Consider the following 15590-nt stretch of genomic DNA (forward strand, 5'->3'; position numbering starts at 1 on the left):
GGTCCCCTAACTCTGGCCTGGGCGGTAGGTGAGCTCCTTGACCGGCACCTTGACGGAGATGGTGCCGGACTTGGCGAAGGTCAGGTCGAACTCCAGCTCGTCGCCCAGGGCGGGGGCCTTCTGCCATCCCATGATCATCAGATGGGTGCCGCCGCGGGCGAGCTGCAGCGCGCCGTGCGCGGGCACGTCCAGGCTGTTGACCTGTTCCATGGTCGACGCGGTGGAGCGGTGCATGGTGACCGACTCGGCGGCCGGGCTGGTCACCTTGACCAGCTCGTCGGCCCCGCCGTCGTTGCGGACGGTCAGGTAGCCGGCCCCCATCCCGCCGGCCGGGGGCAGCGGGATGTAGGAGTCGGCCACGCTCAGCCTGGCCGGCCCGCCGGCGTCCGCGCCGCCGCCCTGGCCGCCGCTCCCGCAGGCGGCGAGTATCGCGCCGCCGCCCAGCGCGGTGGCGACCACGGCGCCCAGCAGGGCCGAGCGGCGGAAGCGCCGGGCCCCCGTCGTCGCGGAGTTCACGCCGCGACCCCCTTGGCGAGCAGCGGCAGGTCGTGCTCGTAGGTCTTCTCCTCGGTGCCGCTCATGTAGAGCACGTGCGCCTTGTCGTCCGAGGGGAGGAAGGCCAGCACCTGGGCGCCGTGGGTGGAGGTGACCGTCCCGTCGGCGTTGACCACCGGGTCCTCGATCATGATGCCGAGCGACTTGGCGGCGGTCTTCACCTTCTCCAGGTCGCCGGTGAGACCTATGAAGTCGGTGCCCATCGAGTCCAGCCAGCTGCGCAGCACCTTGGGGGTGTCGCGCTGGGGGTCGGTGGAGACGAAGACGACGTTGATCTTCTTCCGCTCCTCGGCGGGCAGCGCCTTCATCGCGACGCCGATGTCGCCCATGGTGGTCGGGCAGACGTCCGGGCAGCTGGTGTAGCCGAAGAACAGCAGGGTCGCCTTGCCGTTGGTCTGCTGCCGCAGGTCGTACGGCTGGCCGGAGGTGTCGGTCAGCTGGAGGTCCGGCTTCTCGAAGTTCTTCGCCAGCTTGGTGCCCTGGTACGGGGTGTCGTCCTTCTGCTGGACGACCTTGGCGGCGGAGGAGGAGCCGCCGCCGGAGGAGCCGCAGGCGGAGAGGGTCAGGGCGGCGGCCAGCGCGAGCGCGGCCGCGCCGGCCAGCCGGGTGGTGCGGGCGGTACGGGTGGTGCGGTGCATGGTGGATCCGATCGGGCGCGGTGGACCGCCGACGGGGCCACCGTGGTCGCGGTGGCCCCGTCGGCGCGGGGGTCAGGAGGCGGAGCCGCTGTTCCGGCGGCGCAGGCCGAGCACGCCGACGGCGGTGCCGATCACGCCGACCACGATGCCGACCACGCCGAGGGTGCGGGCGGTGTCGTCGCTGGACTTGCCGTCGCCGGCCGCGGCGGCGGCGTGGTCGGAGCTGTCCCCGTGGGCACCGGCGGCCGGGGAGGCGGTGACGCCGTGGCCGTCACCGGCGGCGGCCTTGGTGAGCTTCAGGACCGGGGCCGGGTGGGCCGGCTCGGGCTGGCCGTCCTTGGACTCGTCGATCCAGCGGACCACGTCGCCGTTGTCGTAGGTCTGCAGGGCCTTGAACTCCATGCTGTCGGCGTCGGTCGGCAGCGGGCCGAGCGAGAGCCGGAACTCCTGGAACTGGCCGGGGGCGATCTTGGTGCCCGCGTCGGCGGTCCAGGTGATCTTGGAGACGGCCTCGGTGACGTCGCTGCCGTGCACCTTGATCGGCTTGTCCAGCTTGGACTTCTCGACCGCGGCGGACCAGCCCGGCAGCGGCAGGGTGCGGACCGAGGCCAGCGGGTGGTCCAGCGGCAGGTTGACCTCCAGCTTCACCGTGCTCGCGGTGTCGCTCTCGTTCGGCACCCGGAAGTCGACGGCCGTGTAGCCGCCCTGGGCGGCCGAGCCCGGGTTCACGGTCACGTGCGCGAAGGCGGGGCCGGCCAGCGCCACCACCGAGGCGGCGGCGGTCAGGGCGACGGCGGCGGTACGACGGGCGGTGAGAGTACGCATGAAAGGGGTCTCCGATCGGAGCTCGGCGGCCGCACCACCGGACGGCCCGGGCGACGGGGAATCCGTGCCGGGTGCCTCGGCGGGGCCGCGCGTGCGGATGTGGCGGGACGTGGGTGGGGCAGGAACCCGGGGCCGCCGTCGCCGTGGGCGGACGGGAACGGCCCGGACACCGCGCACGTCACCGGGTCGACCGGTACCGCTCGTCGGGTACGGGGGAACGCCGGGTCAGTACGCGAAGGCCCCGCACGGCGGCCCGCGCCGCACCACGCTGTGCCGCAGCACCGCACCCGCGGACAGCCGGCTCCCGCCGTCGCCCGCCCCGAACCGGCGGACCGGACCGGCCACGCCGAACAGACCGCGCAGCAGCGCGGCCACCAGCACCAGCGCCGACCGCAGCGGCGCCGCCCAGTGCTCCCGGGCCGCCGAGGCGGCCACCCGCACCAGCCGCCACAGCGCGGCCTCGCCGCGCCGCAGCCACCAGCCCGCCACCAGCGCGGCCGCCAGGTGCCCGGCCAGCATCGACGGCGTCATCCCCAGCACGCCGCCCTGCCACCAGGGCGCGCCCGCGTACGCGTGCGGGTCCAGGCCCGCCGAGGAGACCAGCTGCTCCGGCGAGGTGCCCCCGGGCAGGCCGACCAGCGTGCCGGGCCGGGCCTCGTTGCAGATCAGCCGGCCGGCCGCCTGCGGCATCGACATCGAGCCGTGCCGCATGCCGGAGCCGGTGAAGGCGCTGAAACCGTGGAAGAGGCAGTGCAGACCGAGCTGCCCCGCCCCCAGCGCTCCGGCGATGCCCGCCAGCGAACGCTCCCGTCCGCCGCACGCCACCGCGAACACCAGCACCCCGGCGAAACCCGTCGCCAGCGCGGCCGGCGGCACGTCGCCGCCACCCGCCAGGGCGTGCCCGGCGGCCGCTATCAGCGTGCAGACCAGCGCGAACGGGACCGCCCGGGCGAGCCGCAGGTCCCAGGCGGCAGCCCGGACCGGCCGAACCGGTGCAGGGGTGCCCTGGAACGGGGCGGCAGGGAGGGCAGTCATGGCCGGGCCATCATCTCATCGCGTACAGCGCCGACACGGGCAGGGTGGGAAATCCCTACGAATGCCCCGTTCGGCGGCGGCGTGCAGGAGGAGGAGCGCGCCGCTCGGCACAGACCCCGTCCCCAGTCCATCCGCCGAACGGGCGGTAGCCGCCCCCGGGCACGGTTCACCGCCGAATCGCCCGGAGATACCTAGTTGTATGTGGAGCCGCAGCCAGGAGGGACCTCCCGTGGACATCTGGTGGACTCTGCACCTCAAGCGCGACCCGGCCAGCGTCCCGCTGGCCCGGCGCATCCTGCTCGGTGCCATGGCGACCGCGGGCGTCGACCCGCAGATCGCCGACGACCTCGGGGTCGCCCTCACCGAGGCCTGCGCCAACGCCGTGGAACACGGCGCCACCGGCCGCCCGGACGAGGGCTTCCAGGTCACCGCCTCGATCAGCGGCGACCGCCTGCGGATCGAGGTCACCGACTCCGGCCCCGGCCTGCCCGGCCCCAGCGCCCCGCCCGCCCGGCGCCCGGCCACCCCGCTCCCGGCCGCCCGCCCCACCACGGCCGGCCGCGCGCCCCGCCGCTCCCGCCGGGCCCGCGCCACCGTCCCGGTCCGCGTGCTCAGCGCCCACCGCCCCCGCCGCGACGGCCACCCGTACGACACCCACGTCCTCCCCTGCCGACCCCAGGCCCCCACCCTGCGCCCGGTCGACCTCGACACCCTGCCCGACCTCACCGCCGAATCCGGCCGGGGCCTCTTCCTCATCCACGCCCTCACCGACCACGTCCAGCTCCGCAACCACCCGCTCCGCGGGGCCATCGTCAGCTTCGACAAGATCCTCAAGTGGCAGGACGACGCCCTGCTCCGCGCGGCGTCGTAGCACTGGCACCCCTCTGACCTACGTGGGTGGCCGCTGTCGAGGCCCGGATGGAGGAGGCGCCGTGGGCGGAGTTCGGCGTCAGCGGGCCGACCGCGCGCGGACTACAGCTCCTGCTCAAGGGCTTCGGCGTCTCCTCGTCCAACATCCGCTTCCCCGACTCCCGGCAGGCCAAGATCTTCGTCCGGAACGACTTCCTCGACCCGTGGCGCCGCTACTGCCCCGAGCCCGCGCCACCGCAGGTCGAGGGCGGCAGCCTGGCCTGACCCCGGCCCGCCGAGCCCGTCCCACTCGTCCCACCCTCTGGGCTCTCGCGCCCGTTCGGCTTGCCCGGGATGAGTGCGACGAGTGCAACCGGTCCGCCCGTACGCACGCCCTCCGACCCTGTCTGGCCGGCACTCGCCACCGTCCTGGCCGCCGCCGAACATGCTGGCCACGACATGGGCGAGACCCTCGATCAGGCGGCCCAGCCGCAAGCGACCCCACGCGCCGACGCCGACTCCAACGGTGACCGTACAGAACCGGGGCATGTCTTTCCTTTGAGGCAGAGGTGCAGGCTCCGCTTCGGGGGAAGGTTCGTGTGGCCCTGCGGCGGGCCGGGTGCCCCGTGCCGCTCCGTGGGCTTCCCTCCGCGTGAGCTGCTCGAACTGCAGTTGCGCAACCGCGCCGACGAACGCCTCAGCAGGCAGGCCCCCGGCGAAAGCGCGCCTCCACGACAGCCGACAGCCTTCCAGGGCCATCTCGACCAGCAGGGCATCCCACGCCTACGTTCCTGGCGAGCCATCAGCTGACACCGCAGCGACCAAGATCCCCGACAGGGTCAAGCTGGGGCGAGGGACCGTGTGACCGAGGTGGAGGCCGGATTGGGGTGAGCACGGCTGTCGGGTGTCGACGAAAGTATGGGCAGAGTACGAGCGCCAGGTCGCCTCGGAACAGCAGCCGGGGCGGGTGTTGTAGACGACGAGGCCGTCTGACCTCGGTTTGGCCGGACAACTGCATGGCCAAGGTGCCGTGGTGGCCGCGAGGCCGTGGGCGTGGGTGACGGCGAACAGCGCCTCGGTCGAGGCGTCCACGCGGCCGACGATCCCGGACTCGACGGCGAGGCCGTACGACTGGTGGTAGTAGCGCTGGGCGAGGCCCTGCTCGCCGGCGTCGTACGCCTTCCAACCGGCAAGGTGCACGCTGACTGCTGTGGCGGAGAGCATCTGCTGGCGGTCCTCGTGGGTGCGGGAAGGTGCTCCTGCACAGGGCGGCGACCGGGAGGAGACGGACGGGGGCTTGTTACGAGCTATGCCGCCAACTGGTCGGTTACCCGGGCAAAGATGGTGCCTGCCATGCGAGTTGCATGGCATCCAGGATCTGGCCGTCCTTGGGCGGCTGTCACTTCCCGTCGTACGCGACCACCACCCCGCCCAGCGCGCGGGCCACCTGGTTCGCCAGCGAGTAGTCGCACAGATTGACCGTCCAGTTTCCCGCCGTCACCAGCGAGGCCGGCACGTCGGGGTGGGAGATCTCGATGCTGATTGCCTTGTTTCGGGCCGCTTCGTCCGAGTGAAGCTGCAGCGTGGCGCAGTTGGGTGTCCGGCCGATCTTGGTGCCCGTCCGGCAGGTCAGCTGTCCAGATCCGCTCTCCTGTCGGTCGGTGCACCCGGCAGCCCCATCGAGCGCCTCCGCCAGCTGCTGGACGGTGTCGAAGCGCGGTGAGGCGGGAATGGCGGGTAGCGAGTACGAGCGGACCGGGATCTCTTTCCCCGGCAGCACGACTCCGTCCAGGGCTTTCGCGATCTGCGGTGCGAACACCGGATTCCGCACATAGACATACCAGCTCCCGGCGGCGACGAGCGTCTGCCCCTCGCCACGCCGGTGGTCGACGGACGTGCCGATCTCCTCCCGAGTCACCGGTGGCCCGAAGACGCTGATCTCGTTCTCGAACGGGACGCCGTTGATAGCCGCCGTGCAGTCGGCATCGGAACTCCCGTTCTGGCGCGTGTTGCTGACCGTGACCGAGCAGGGGATGCCGGCACGGCCGAGTGCGGAGACCAGCTCGCCGGCCGTGCCGTACGGAGAAGTCACGGGCACCTCGGAGGGCAGCGGTACTTGCGGCGGCGGGCCGCCGCCGCAAGCGGCCAGTGAGGCCAGAGCCGCCACTGTCACCAACCCCCACCGGCCTCGGCGCGAGAACCCGTTCACTTCGCCGGGGGAGTCGGCTGCGGACCCGGGCTCGGCGCCGGCACGGTCGGCGCGGGTTGCACGGGCGACTCGGGAGTCGGCGTCGGCGGGAACTGCGCCCGGTCCGGAGGCAACGGACCGGTCCCGTACGTGCTGGAGGAAACGCCGGCACCTGAGTAGAGCGGATCGAGGTCCACCTTGCGATCGTACGGGGTCTGCGCGGCGAGGGTGTCGAGTGCCTTCCGGCGCTCGCTCTCCGGCAGGCCGTTCCAGGCGTCCGCATCCCTGAGCGCCTGCTGGAGCTGGTCCCAGTTGTCAGCCCGGGACTTGATCGCGGCTCCGCGCTGAGAACTGTCGTCACCGTACTTGGCGTTGGAGTCCCGCACCTGCTCCGTATCGGCCGCGTACAGCATGAACAGCTGCTTGTCGCTCGTCGCGCCGTGCGGATTCTTCTGGAGCTGCTTCATGTAGTACGCGCTGAGTCGTACGTCCTCGTTGGGGTTCTCCTCGATGTACTTGGCGAGTTGGGAGTCGGACAATCCTCCCAGGCTGGGGAAACTGCCGGGGAAGTCCTGGATGACACCGCGAGCGGTCGCCAGCTTCATATGTGTGATGCCCAGGGACTTGTCCGGTTTGAAGGTCTCTTCGCCCGCCCAGTTTGCCCGCCGCCCGGCCGCAGTGAGCGGGCCGTCCAGGTTGGGCTCGTAGTTCTGGTACCACTGTTGTTCCTGCCACATGATGGCGAGGATGAGGTCGAAGCTCATACCGGTCTCCGCCGAGGCCTTACGTGCGGCCTCGATCTGGGCTGGGGAGACGTTGATCCCGTGCAGGCCGGACGCGCCGCCTTGCAGGCGCAAGGCGACCGCGAGGGCGCTGTTGCCGTCTCCGCTCAGCAGGTCGCGTACGGCCTTCGGATCCTCGACGTTGACGAGGCCCGCGAGTGTTCGCAGTTCGTCGGCGGCGGCCGAGTCCGCGGCCGTGGCGGCCTGCAAAACCGAGGTGATCATCTCCTTGGTTTGCTTGATCACGTCCTGGAGTGCAGCCGCAGCCTCCGGCGTTTGGGCGACCGGGTCCGTGTACACGGAGCCGTCCTGGTTGACCTTCAGTTGGTTGCGGCTTGCGTAGTCGAGCGCGCTGTGCAATGTGAGCTGGCTCGTCTCGATGGCTTTGGCGAGCCCGTCGTAGGTCCGGGCGATCGCGCGCATGGCCATCGCAGCGGCCTCGTAAGTCTCGGCGTGGCGCGCGAAGCGCGCGCGGGCGGAGTCGCCTGCGGGACTGCTCCACGCGCTGCCGAGCGTCCGGGCGACCTCGTCGCGGGCGACGGAGGCCACGTGCTCACAGTGCTTGGCCGTGTTCGCAGCATCGTCGCCGGCGTGCCGCCAGAGCTGGGCGTCTGCCCGGTTCAGGGCGTCGACGGTGAGCATCAGACCCCCTTCAGCCAGGTGGCGTCCTCCGTAAGGGAGCCGGCCACCGTCCTGTCCGTGGTGACGTAGCTGTTCGCGGAGGAGGCCAACGCCTTCGCCGCCGCTTCCACTTCGTCGGCCTCCCTGTGAAGGCGCTCCCGCCACGCCGTGACGCAGGCACTACTGGCCGCTGAGGCCTTCCACCCAGGGTGGCCGGCCCCTGCTGCGGAGGCGTCTTTCAGCAGCATGCCCTGACGGCTGTTCTCGGTGGCCACGTGCGCATCGGACGCCGCCCTGATGACAGAAGCGGCATCGATGCGTGTTTCGTACCCCATTCCGGTCCCTCCCCTGCACCGATCTTCGGCGTTTCCCCTGATTCCGTTCGGTGGAAACCTAGAAGTCGTAGGGGGCATCGTCGCTTGATCTTCGTTACCTGCCATGCGAGCCCCAGAGGTCCGGTGCCAGCCGGCGATAGGGAGAAAGCGCGAAACGCCTGGAACCACCTGATGTGTCACCAGAAGCTGTTGCCGTGCCGATCATGATGGGCGCCGGTCCCCCAGCGAGTCCGCGTACTGCGGGATCGAACCGCGCGAGTTGTCGCAGGTGTCACCAGGTAGGACGGTGACTGTGACCCGCAGGGCACACCCGGGGCACATGAGGGCCAAAAGTGCCGCTGACCAGTGCGAACTACTGAAGGTGGTTTCGCCTGGTCGGTGGCACTTTTCCGGTCGAACCCGCAGGTCACGGGCTTGCGGGGGTCAAAATGTCCTCAAGTGGCAGGACGACGCCCTGCTCCGCGCGGCGTCGTAGCGGGGGCGTCGGTCGGTCGGTGGTCGGTGGTCAGTCGGTGGTGGGGCGGCGGCGGGTGAGGACGAGCAGGCCGGTGCCGAGGACGAGGGCGGTGGTGCCGGCGATGGCGAGGGGACGGGTGGCGGTGCCGGCGCCGGTGTCCGCGAGGTGGGCGGGGGCCGGGGGCGGGGTCGGGGAGTGGTCGGCGGAGGGGCCGAGGGTGCCGGTGTAGGTGGCGGTGAGCCGCGGGCAGGTGTACTTCCGCGCCGGGGCGGAGCCGCTGGGGAGGATCTCGGACCTGGCCGTGAAGGTGAGGCGGTGGGCACCGTGCGGGGCGCCGGGGGCGAGGCGCACGGTGAGGGTGAGCTTCTGGCCCTGGGGGAGCTGGTAGGTGCCGGCGTCGGCCGGGGAGCTGGTGGCGGTCAGGGGCTTCCAGGCGCCGGCTCCCGCGCGGAGTTCCAGGGGGAGGCCGCTGCCGCCGTCGGCGAGGGCGACGGCGGCGGCGAACTGCTTGGCCGTCGCGGTGGTGTCGTTGGTGAAGGTGACGGCGAGTTCGCCCGGGGCGTCGCTGCTGCCGGTGACCGGCAGGGGGTCCTCGGTGGTGCCTTCGGGGCATTCGCTGCTGGGGCCGGTGGGGCTCGCGGTGCCCGTCGGGCCGGTGCCGGTCGGGGTGGCCGAGGGGGTCGGGGTGGGCGACGGGGTCTCGGCGGCGCTCGTGGTGGCCGTCGCGCTCGGGGCGGCCGAAGGGCTCTCGGCGGCGAGTGCGGGGGCCGTGGCGAGGGCGACCGGACCGACGGTGAGCACGAGCAGGGTGCAGGCGGCGGGGAGACGGGCGGGACGCATCGGTGGACTCCAGCGGTCGGTCGGGGTGCGCTCTCCGGGGAAGACCACCGAGGGGCGCGAACGGTTGTCCGCGCCCCTGGGTTCATTTGGCGGAGGGTCAGCCGTGCGCGCCGGCCTTGCGGCGGCGCAGGACGAACAGGGTACCGGCGCCGGCCGCCAGTACCGCGGCACCGCCGAGGGCGATCGGCAGGGTGTTGGAGTCGGCGCCGGTCTCGGCCAGGTGCGGGCCGGCCGCGGGGGAGGTGGAGACGGCGGCGGCCGGGACGGCGGTGCCGGTGGCCGGGGCGGTCGATCCGGCGTCGACCACCTTGAAGAGGTCGTCGACGCGGTAGTCGCCGGTGTACGACACGCAGCTGCCGTTGGTGGGGGCGCCCGGCAGGTTCTTGCCGTCGAAGAACTCGGAGGAACCGCTCAGCTGGGCGAAGTAGCGGGCGGTGACGGCCTTGTCGGTGGCCGCGAGGCGCACCTGGAGGGTGAGCTTCCCACCCTTGGCGATCTTGTACTCGCCGAGGTCCACCTTCAGGTAGGACATGTTCCCGGTGACGTTGCTCGCCTCGGGCGTCTTCCAGTCCCCGCCGGGCAGCTTCACCTGGATGGTGAAGGACTCCTTGCCCCAGGTGACCGGGTTGATCACGGGCTCGGTCTCCGACACGTCGGTGAAGAAGAAGTAGGTGTCGAACTTCTTGAGGTCGACCGGGGTGGTGTTCTCGAAGGTCACCGTGGTCTCCTGCGCCGGGCCGCCCTTGACCAGGGTGGTGTTGGCGAGGCCGGTGCCGGTGACCTTGAGGGGCCGCAGGAGGGAGCCCTTGCAGGTGCCGTCGGTCGGGGTCGGGGTCGGGGTCGGGGCGGTGGGCAGGTTCGTCGGCTTGGCCGTGGCGGTCGGCGCCGGGGTGCCGGGGGCGGTGGTGCTCGGTGCGGTGGTGCTCGGGGAGGCGCTCGGCGCGGTGGCGGTCGGGCTCGGGCTCGGCGAGGAGGTGATCCCGACGGCGCCCGCGGTGGCGGCGCCGGCCGTGGCGCAGAGGGTCAGTGCCGCCAGCGTGGAGGCGGCGAGAAGGCGGGAAGAGCGCACGAAAGAAAGCTCCATCTATGGGCGAAATACAGGTGGTTTCAGGCGACTTGAGGCTTCGGCCAAGGCCGTCGGCGCTGGTTCGCCCGCGTACCTTACCGGGGTGGGGTGCCGGCGCCCGGACCGGGGGAGCGGGGCGTCCCGGCCTCCGGTTGCCGGGGTCCGGAGGCGGTCGGACGATGGGGGGCATGATGCACCAGATGCGAGCCGAGTTCGGCGCCGACGGGGCGGCCGGCGGGGTGCGGCTGTGGCACGTGGTCCGGGGTGAGCAGAGCGTCGCGATGTGCGGCCGGGAGCTCGATCCCGGGGCGCCGGTCCGGGAGGCGACGGACTGGGGACGGACCCCGGAGCTGTGCTGCCACACCTGCGGGGCGTACTTCCTGCGCGAGGCGCCGTACCTGTCGGCCGAGCACCAGTGAGCGGCCGGGCGCTACCGTGCTCGGCATGGAGGAACCTCTGGTCCGGCCCCGGTCGCTGACCGCGGAGGCCGCCGGGCTGCGCTCCGGCGCGCCCGGGCTGTCCGAGTACGTCGACCGGCTCTGCGCGCTGGTCGAGCGGGTGGACCCGCTGCTGCACGCCTTCGTCCCGGAGCCCGGGCGGCACCGCCGACTGCGGGCGCGGGCGCGGGAGTTGACCGCGCGGTACCCGGAGCCGGCCGGGCGGCCGCCGCTGTACGGGGTGGCGGTGGGGGTCAAGGACATCGTGCACGTGGACGGGCTGCCGACGCACGGCGGGTCGGCGCTGCCGCCGGGAGTGCTGGCGGGGCCGCAGGCCGCGGTGGTGGACCGGCTGCTGGCGGCCGGGGCGCTGGTCGCGGGCAAGACGGTGACCGCCGAGTTCGCCGCCAGCGCCCCGGGCCCGACCCGCAATCCGCACCGTCCGGGGCACACCCCGGGCGGCTCCAGCAGCGGTTCGGCGGCGGCGGTCGCGGCCGGGCTGGTGCCGCTGGCGATCGGCACCCAGACGGTCGGGTCGGTGATCCGGCCGGCCGCGTACTGCGGGGTGGTGGGGTTCCGGCCGACGTACGGGCGGATCCCGGTCGCGGGCGTGATCCCGAACGCGCCGAGCTTCGACACCCTGGGCGTGTTCACCGCCGACCTGGCGGGCGCGGTGCTGGCGGCTTCGCTGCTCTGCGACGACTGGCGGAGCGCCGGGGGCGCGGGGTCTGTCGGGGGCGCGGGGGTCGATGGCGGTGCGGGGGTCGATGGGGGCGGCGACGGTGCGGGGGCCGGGTCGGCGCCGGTGTGCGGGGTGCCGGACGGTCCGTACCTGGAGCGGGCCGAACCGGTCGCGCGGCGCGCCTTCGAGGAGCAGCTGACGCGGCTGGAGCGGGCCGGGGTGACGGTGCGCCGGGTGCCGCTGTTCTCCGACTTCGCCGAGGTCACCCGGCAGTTGCAGACGATCAACCGGTTCGAGCTGGCCCGCAGCCACGCCGACTGGTTCGCCCGGTTCGGCGGCCTGTACCGGCCGGAGACGGTGGCGAGCATCCGGGTCGGCCAGGGGGTGGCGGCCGAGGACCGGGCGTCCGCGCTGCACTTCCGGGAGCGGTTGCGCGAGCGGGTGGCCGCCGCGGCGGGCGCGGCCGGAGTGGACCTGTGGCTGGCGCCGTCCGCGACCGGCGGCGCGCCGGAGGGGCTGCACGGTACCGGGGACGCGGTGATGTCGCTGCCGTGGAGCTTCCTCGGCCTGCCCGCGCTGAGCCTGCCGGCCGGGCGGACCCCGGACGGGCTGCCGCTCGGTCTCCAGCTGGTCGGCGCGGCGGGCGAGGACGAGCGCCTGTTGGCCCGAGCGGCCTCGGTGGAACGGGTGTTGGCGAGGCCTTAGGCCCTGTCCGGGGCAAGTCTCCGGTCGGCCGGGTCGGTGGCCTCGGCGCGCAGCAGGCGCAGCAGCAGCCGGCCGGCCCGCTGGTAGGGGACGTCCTCCTCGTGCAGCACGGCCTGCGAGTTGGCCGTCTCCAGCACCGCGATCAGGGCGAAGGCGAGGTCGCCGAGGTCGGTGTCCGGGCGCAGGGCGCCTGCCGTACGGGCCTCGGCGAGGGCGTCGACGACGGTGGCGTGCCACTCCCGGGCGCAGCCGGCCAGGGCGTCCCGGACGGCTCCGGGGCGGGCGTCGAACTCGGCGGTGACCTCGTGGAAGAAGCAGCCGCCGGGGAAGACCCGGTCCCGGGAGTAGGCGAGCCAGTTCTCGCAGAGCGCGCGGGCCCGGGCGAGGCCGGGCGGGGTGTCGGCGGCCGGGGTCACCACGGCGTCGGCGAAGATCCGGCGGGCGGCGCGGACGGTGGCGAGCTGCAGCTCCTCCTTGGAGCCGAAGCCGGCGAAGACGCCGCTCTTGCTGAGGCCGAGGTCGGTGGCGAGGCGACCGATGGACAGGGCGTCCAGGCCTTCGACGGAGGCGATGCCGACGGCGCGGCGCAGCACCGCCCGGCGGGTCTCCTCGCCGCGCAGGACCCGTCCGTCGGTGGTCGGGCGGTCGGTGGTCGGGCTGCCGGTGGTGGGGCTGCCGGTGGTCGGTCCGTCGGTGGTCGGTCCGGCCATCGTGGGTCCTCGTTCCTGTTCGGCTCCTGCTCGCGGTGGGCGCCGTCCAGGGTAGTGCGCGGGCCGTGGGCGGTTCCTAAAACTGCACGAACGGTCGTGCTAATATCTCGCCGCGAGCTGGAGAGCAGGAGAGCAGGAGAGCTGGAGAGCAGGGAGACCCGATGGACCCGGCCCGGGCACTGATCCGCACCACCCTCAACCCCACCGCCCGGATCGCCCCCGGCCTGGCCGGCCGGGCGGCCTTCGAGCTGTTCCGGCACCCGCTGCGGCGCAGCCGGGTGCGGCCCGCCGAGCAGGAGGTGCACCGGCGGGCGGCCCGCGAACCGCTGACCGTGGGCGGCAGCCAGGTGGTCGGCTACCGCTGGGGCAGTGGCGAGCGGCCGGTCCTGCTGCTGCACGGCTGGCGTTCCCGGGCCTCCCGCTTCGCGCCCTTCGTGCCCCGGCTGCAGGCCCTCGGCCTCAGCGTCCTGGCCTTCGACGCGCCCGGTCACGGGGACTCCGGCGGTCGCGCCACCAGCGTGCTGGAGTACCGCGAGCTCGCCCTCCGGCTCCAGGAGCGGTACGGGCCGTTCGAGGCCGTGGTCGCCCACTCGTTGGGCGTCTGCGCGGCCTTCGGCGCGTTGGGCGACGGGTTGCGGGCGGGCCGGCTGGCGGCCGTCTCGGGGGTGTCCGAGGTGGGTTTCTTCCCGTCCGCGTTCTGTGCCGGACTGGGGCTGGACGGCACCGTCGAGCGGGCGTTGCGGCAACGGATCGAACAGGACCTGTTCGGCGGGGACGCCGGGGTCTGGGAGCGCTACGACGCCGCCGCCCGGGCGGCGGTGATCGGGCTGCCCGTGCTGGTGCTGCACGACGAGGGCGACGAGGTGGTGCCGATCGGGCAGGCGCACCGGCTGGAGCGGGCGTACGGGGACCGGCTCGACCTGGTGGTCACCCGGGGGCTGGGCCACCGCAGGATCGTCCGGGAACCGGCCGTCGTTGATCAGGTGATCGGATTCATCTCCGCAGGACTGGGGGTCACTGCCGCATGAAACTCGTCGAACTGCACGCACAGGCCATGGACTTGGCCGTCGACGTGGTGGACCGGGTACGGCCGGAGCACCTGGACCGGTCCTCCCCGTGCGCCGACTGGACACTGGGCCGGCTGCTGGAGCACTGCGTCGGCCAGCACCAGGGCTTCGCCGCGGCCGCCCGCGGCGCCGGACCGGACCTCGCGCTGTTCGCGGACGCCGAGCTCGGCGCGGACCCGGCGGCGGACTTCCGCCGCACCGGCGCCGACCTGGTCGCGGCCTTCCGGGCGGGAGCCGCCGACGAGCGGGCGCTCTGGCTGCCCGAGATCCGCGACGGCGGGCCCTTCCCGTTCCACCTGGCGGTGGGATTCCACCTGGTGGACACCCTGGTGCACGCCTGGGACGTGGCCGCCGCGCTGGGCGGCGCGCTGGGCGGCGCGTTGGGTGGCGCGGACGCGCTGGTGGCGGCGGTGGACCGCGACGACGCCCTGGCCGACGCGCTGTTGACGGTGACCGAGGCCGTCCCGGACACCCCGGAGGCCCGGGCACCCGGTCGGGCCTTCCGTCCGGGGCTCCGACCCGCCGACGGCGCGGGCCGGTTCGCCCGCGCCCTGGCGCTGCTCGGCCGCGACCCGGCCTGGCAGGCCTGACCTACCTACCGGCCGCGCTTCTCGTCCGGGAAGCGCGGCCCACCGATGAAGTACAGCAGCGCGGCGGTCGGAAAGCCGAGCGCGGCCGCGAGCAACACGATGAACTGCCAGAACATCTTCCGCTCCTCGTCAGTCCCGGGGTGTCCGGACACCCGAAGGTGATCCCAAACCCGACCGGCCCTGATTGGCCGAATCGACCGGCCGTCATCCGACGGTATGGCCGAATCGCCCCCGCTGCCACCGGGCGCCGGGCCCGGCCCGCGGCGCACCGGCGCACGGGGTCTGGGCGCGGGCCGGTGGCGGCGGCCACACTGTCGGGATGCAGCTACAGCTCGCAGGGGAAGCACGGCGGCCCGACCGGGAGAGCGAGGACTTCGCGGCGGCCTCGCCGGAGGCACTGGTCCTGCTGGACGGCGCCAGCTCGCCGGCCGGCCTGGAGTCCGGGTGCCGGCACGGGACCGCCTGGTACGTCCGCCGACTGGGTGTGCACCTGCTCGCCCGGCTCACCGACCGGGCGGACCGATCGATCGCCGAGTGCCTGGCCGACGCCATCGTGGAGACGGCCGCACTGCACGGCGGCCGCTGCGACCTCGGCCACGCCAACACGCCCGCGGCGATGGTGGTCGCGGCCCGCCGGCACGGCGAGTCGCTGGAGTACCTGGTGCTCGGCGACTCGCTGCTGGTGCTGGAGTTCAAGGACGGCCCGCCCAAGGTGATCGGCGACAACCAGCGCTTCCCCGGCGGGGAGGAACTGCGCCGCCAGGTCTGGGGGACCGTCCCGGGCACGGCCGAACGCGCCGCGCTGCACCTGGAGTACGCGCTGGCCGTGCGCGCCGCCCGCAACCGCGGCACCGGGCCGTGGATCGCCGCCGCCAGCCCGCGGGCCGCCGAGCACGCCGAGACCGGCTTCGTCCGGCTCGACCGGCTGCACGCCCTGGCCGCCCTCACCGACGGCGCCTCGCGCTACACCGAGCGCTTCGGCCTGGGCAGTTGGGGCGACGTACTGCGCCTGCTGGCCGAGTCCGGCCCGGCCGAACTGATCGCCCAGGTACGCCGCGTCGAACGCACCGACGCACACTGCGAACGCTGGCCACGCGGCAAGGCCCACGACGACGCCTCCGCCCTCTACGCGCTGATCTAGTCAACGGCTCCGGCGGGGAGAAGACCCGAGGGCCCGGACCTTTCGGTCCGGGCCCTCGGGGTGGAGG

Annotated in this window: 18 protein-coding genes; 7 read left to right on the top strand and 11 right to left on the bottom strand. The window is 73.4% G+C overall.

Translation table 11 applies throughout. The features are described from left to right. Positions 1-6: 6 nt before the first annotated feature. The 4 genes from ACIP4P_RS32390 to ACIP4P_RS32405 form a co-directional block, all read right to left on the bottom strand. Positions 7-516 (bottom strand): copper chaperone PCu(A)C, encoded by a 510-nt coding sequence (locus ACIP4P_RS32390; protein ID WP_400924584.1) that lies wholly within the window; start codon positions 514-516, stop codon positions 7-9. Beyond that, positions 513-1193 carry an SCO family protein gene (locus tag ACIP4P_RS32395; RefSeq protein WP_400924586.1) on the bottom strand — a complete coding sequence of 227 codons (681 nt, stop codon included), beginning with the start codon at positions 1191-1193 and terminating at the stop codon, positions 513-515. The genes ACIP4P_RS32390 and ACIP4P_RS32395 overlap by 4 nt, the downstream gene beginning before the upstream one ends. Positions 1194-1265: 72 nt before the next feature. Next, the gene (locus ACIP4P_RS32400; protein ID WP_400924588.1) at positions 1266-2018 is read right to left on the bottom strand and encodes a YcnI family protein; all 753 of its coding nucleotides are present in this window, start codon (positions 2016-2018) and stop codon (positions 1266-1268) included. Between the two features lie 225 nt (positions 2019-2243). Beyond that, positions 2244-3053, bottom strand: a complete 810-nt coding sequence (locus ACIP4P_RS32405) for a hypothetical protein (protein WP_350518204.1) — start codon at positions 3051-3053, stop codon at positions 2244-2246. A gap of 229 nt (positions 3054-3282) precedes the next feature. Between ACIP4P_RS32405 and ACIP4P_RS32410 the strand changes: the two genes are divergently transcribed. Further along, entirely contained in the window at positions 3283-3924 is a 642-nt protein-coding gene (locus ACIP4P_RS32410; protein WP_350518203.1) for an ATP-binding protein, read from the top strand. 26 nt (positions 3925-3950) lie between these two features. Continuing rightward, a complete protein-coding gene (locus ACIP4P_RS32415) occupies positions 3951-4187 on the top strand; it encodes a DUF3631 domain-containing protein (protein ID WP_400924591.1) in 237 nt (78 codons plus the stop codon). A 498-nt stretch (positions 4188-4685) separates the two neighbouring features. On the opposite strand, the gene ACIP4P_RS32420 is transcribed toward ACIP4P_RS32415, so the two are convergent. The 6 genes from ACIP4P_RS32420 to ACIP4P_RS32445 all read right to left on the bottom strand — a co-directional run bounded on the left by ACIP4P_RS32420 (position 4686) and on the right by ACIP4P_RS32445 (position 10194). Continuing rightward, on the bottom strand, positions 4686-5126 hold the full coding sequence (locus ACIP4P_RS32420; protein WP_400924592.1) for a hypothetical protein: 441 nt from the start codon (positions 5124-5126) through the stop codon (positions 4686-4688). 175 nt (positions 5127-5301) lie between these two features. After that, positions 5302-5994 carry a hypothetical protein gene (locus ACIP4P_RS32425; RefSeq protein WP_400924594.1) on the bottom strand — a complete coding sequence of 231 codons (693 nt, stop codon included), beginning with the start codon at positions 5992-5994 and terminating at the stop codon, positions 5302-5304. A 113-nt stretch (positions 5995-6107) separates the two neighbouring features. Next, positions 6108-7514: a hypothetical protein gene (locus ACIP4P_RS32430; protein WP_400924596.1), complete on the bottom strand. Its 1407-nt coding sequence runs from the start codon at positions 7512-7514 to the stop codon at positions 6108-6110. After that, positions 7514-7828 carry a hypothetical protein gene (locus ACIP4P_RS32435; protein ID WP_400924598.1) on the bottom strand — a complete coding sequence of 105 codons (315 nt, stop codon included), beginning with the start codon at positions 7826-7828 and terminating at the stop codon, positions 7514-7516. The genes ACIP4P_RS32430 and ACIP4P_RS32435 overlap by 1 nt, the downstream gene beginning before the upstream one ends. Positions 7829-8333: 505 nt before the next feature. Then, the gene (locus ACIP4P_RS32440; RefSeq protein WP_400924600.1) at positions 8334-9125 is read right to left on the bottom strand and encodes an LPXTG cell wall anchor domain-containing protein; all 792 of its coding nucleotides are present in this window, start codon (positions 9123-9125) and stop codon (positions 8334-8336) included. 97 nt (positions 9126-9222) lie between these two features. Further along, complete coding sequence (locus ACIP4P_RS32445; protein WP_400924602.1) at positions 9223-10194, bottom strand: LAETG motif-containing sortase-dependent surface protein; 972 nt, start codon at positions 10192-10194, stop codon at positions 9223-9225. Between the two features lie 197 nt (positions 10195-10391). On the opposite strand from ACIP4P_RS32445, the gene ACIP4P_RS32450 reads away from it, so the two are divergent. Next, positions 10392-10610: a hypothetical protein gene (locus ACIP4P_RS32450; RefSeq protein WP_400924604.1), complete on the top strand. Its 219-nt coding sequence runs from the start codon at positions 10392-10394 to the stop codon at positions 10608-10610. 25 nt (positions 10611-10635) lie between these two features. Beyond that, a complete protein-coding gene (locus ACIP4P_RS32455) occupies positions 10636-12015 on the top strand; it encodes an amidase (protein ID WP_400924606.1) in 1380 nt (459 codons plus the stop codon). Here ACIP4P_RS32455 and ACIP4P_RS32460 read toward each other — a convergent pair. Continuing rightward, positions 12012-12725: a TetR/AcrR family transcriptional regulator gene (locus tag ACIP4P_RS32460; protein WP_400924608.1), complete on the bottom strand. Its 714-nt coding sequence runs from the start codon at positions 12723-12725 to the stop codon at positions 12012-12014. The genes ACIP4P_RS32455 and ACIP4P_RS32460 overlap by 4 nt on opposite strands. A 161-nt stretch (positions 12726-12886) precedes the next feature. On the opposite strand from ACIP4P_RS32460, the gene ACIP4P_RS32465 reads away from it, so the two are divergent. The 3 genes from ACIP4P_RS32465 to ACIP4P_RS32475 all read left to right on the top strand — a co-directional run bounded on the left by ACIP4P_RS32465 (position 12887) and on the right by ACIP4P_RS32475 (position 15523). Continuing rightward, positions 12887-13753: an alpha/beta hydrolase gene (locus ACIP4P_RS32465; protein ID WP_400924610.1), complete on the top strand. Its 867-nt coding sequence runs from the start codon at positions 12887-12889 to the stop codon at positions 13751-13753. Further along, complete coding sequence (locus tag ACIP4P_RS32470; RefSeq protein WP_400924612.1) at positions 13750-14382, top strand: TIGR03086 family metal-binding protein; 633 nt, start codon at positions 13750-13752, stop codon at positions 14380-14382. The genes ACIP4P_RS32465 and ACIP4P_RS32470 overlap by 4 nt, the downstream gene beginning before the upstream one ends. A gap of 319 nt (positions 14383-14701) precedes the next feature. Beyond that, positions 14702-15523 (top strand): integrase, encoded by an 822-nt coding sequence (locus tag ACIP4P_RS32475; RefSeq protein WP_400924614.1) that lies wholly within the window; start codon positions 14702-14704, stop codon positions 15521-15523. The last annotated feature ends 67 nt before the right edge of the window (positions 15524-15590 follow it).

The sequence above is a fragment of the Kitasatospora sp. NPDC089509 genome (assembly GCF_044749365.1).
Lineage (GTDB): Bacteria > Actinomycetota > Actinomycetes > Streptomycetales > Streptomycetaceae > Kitasatospora.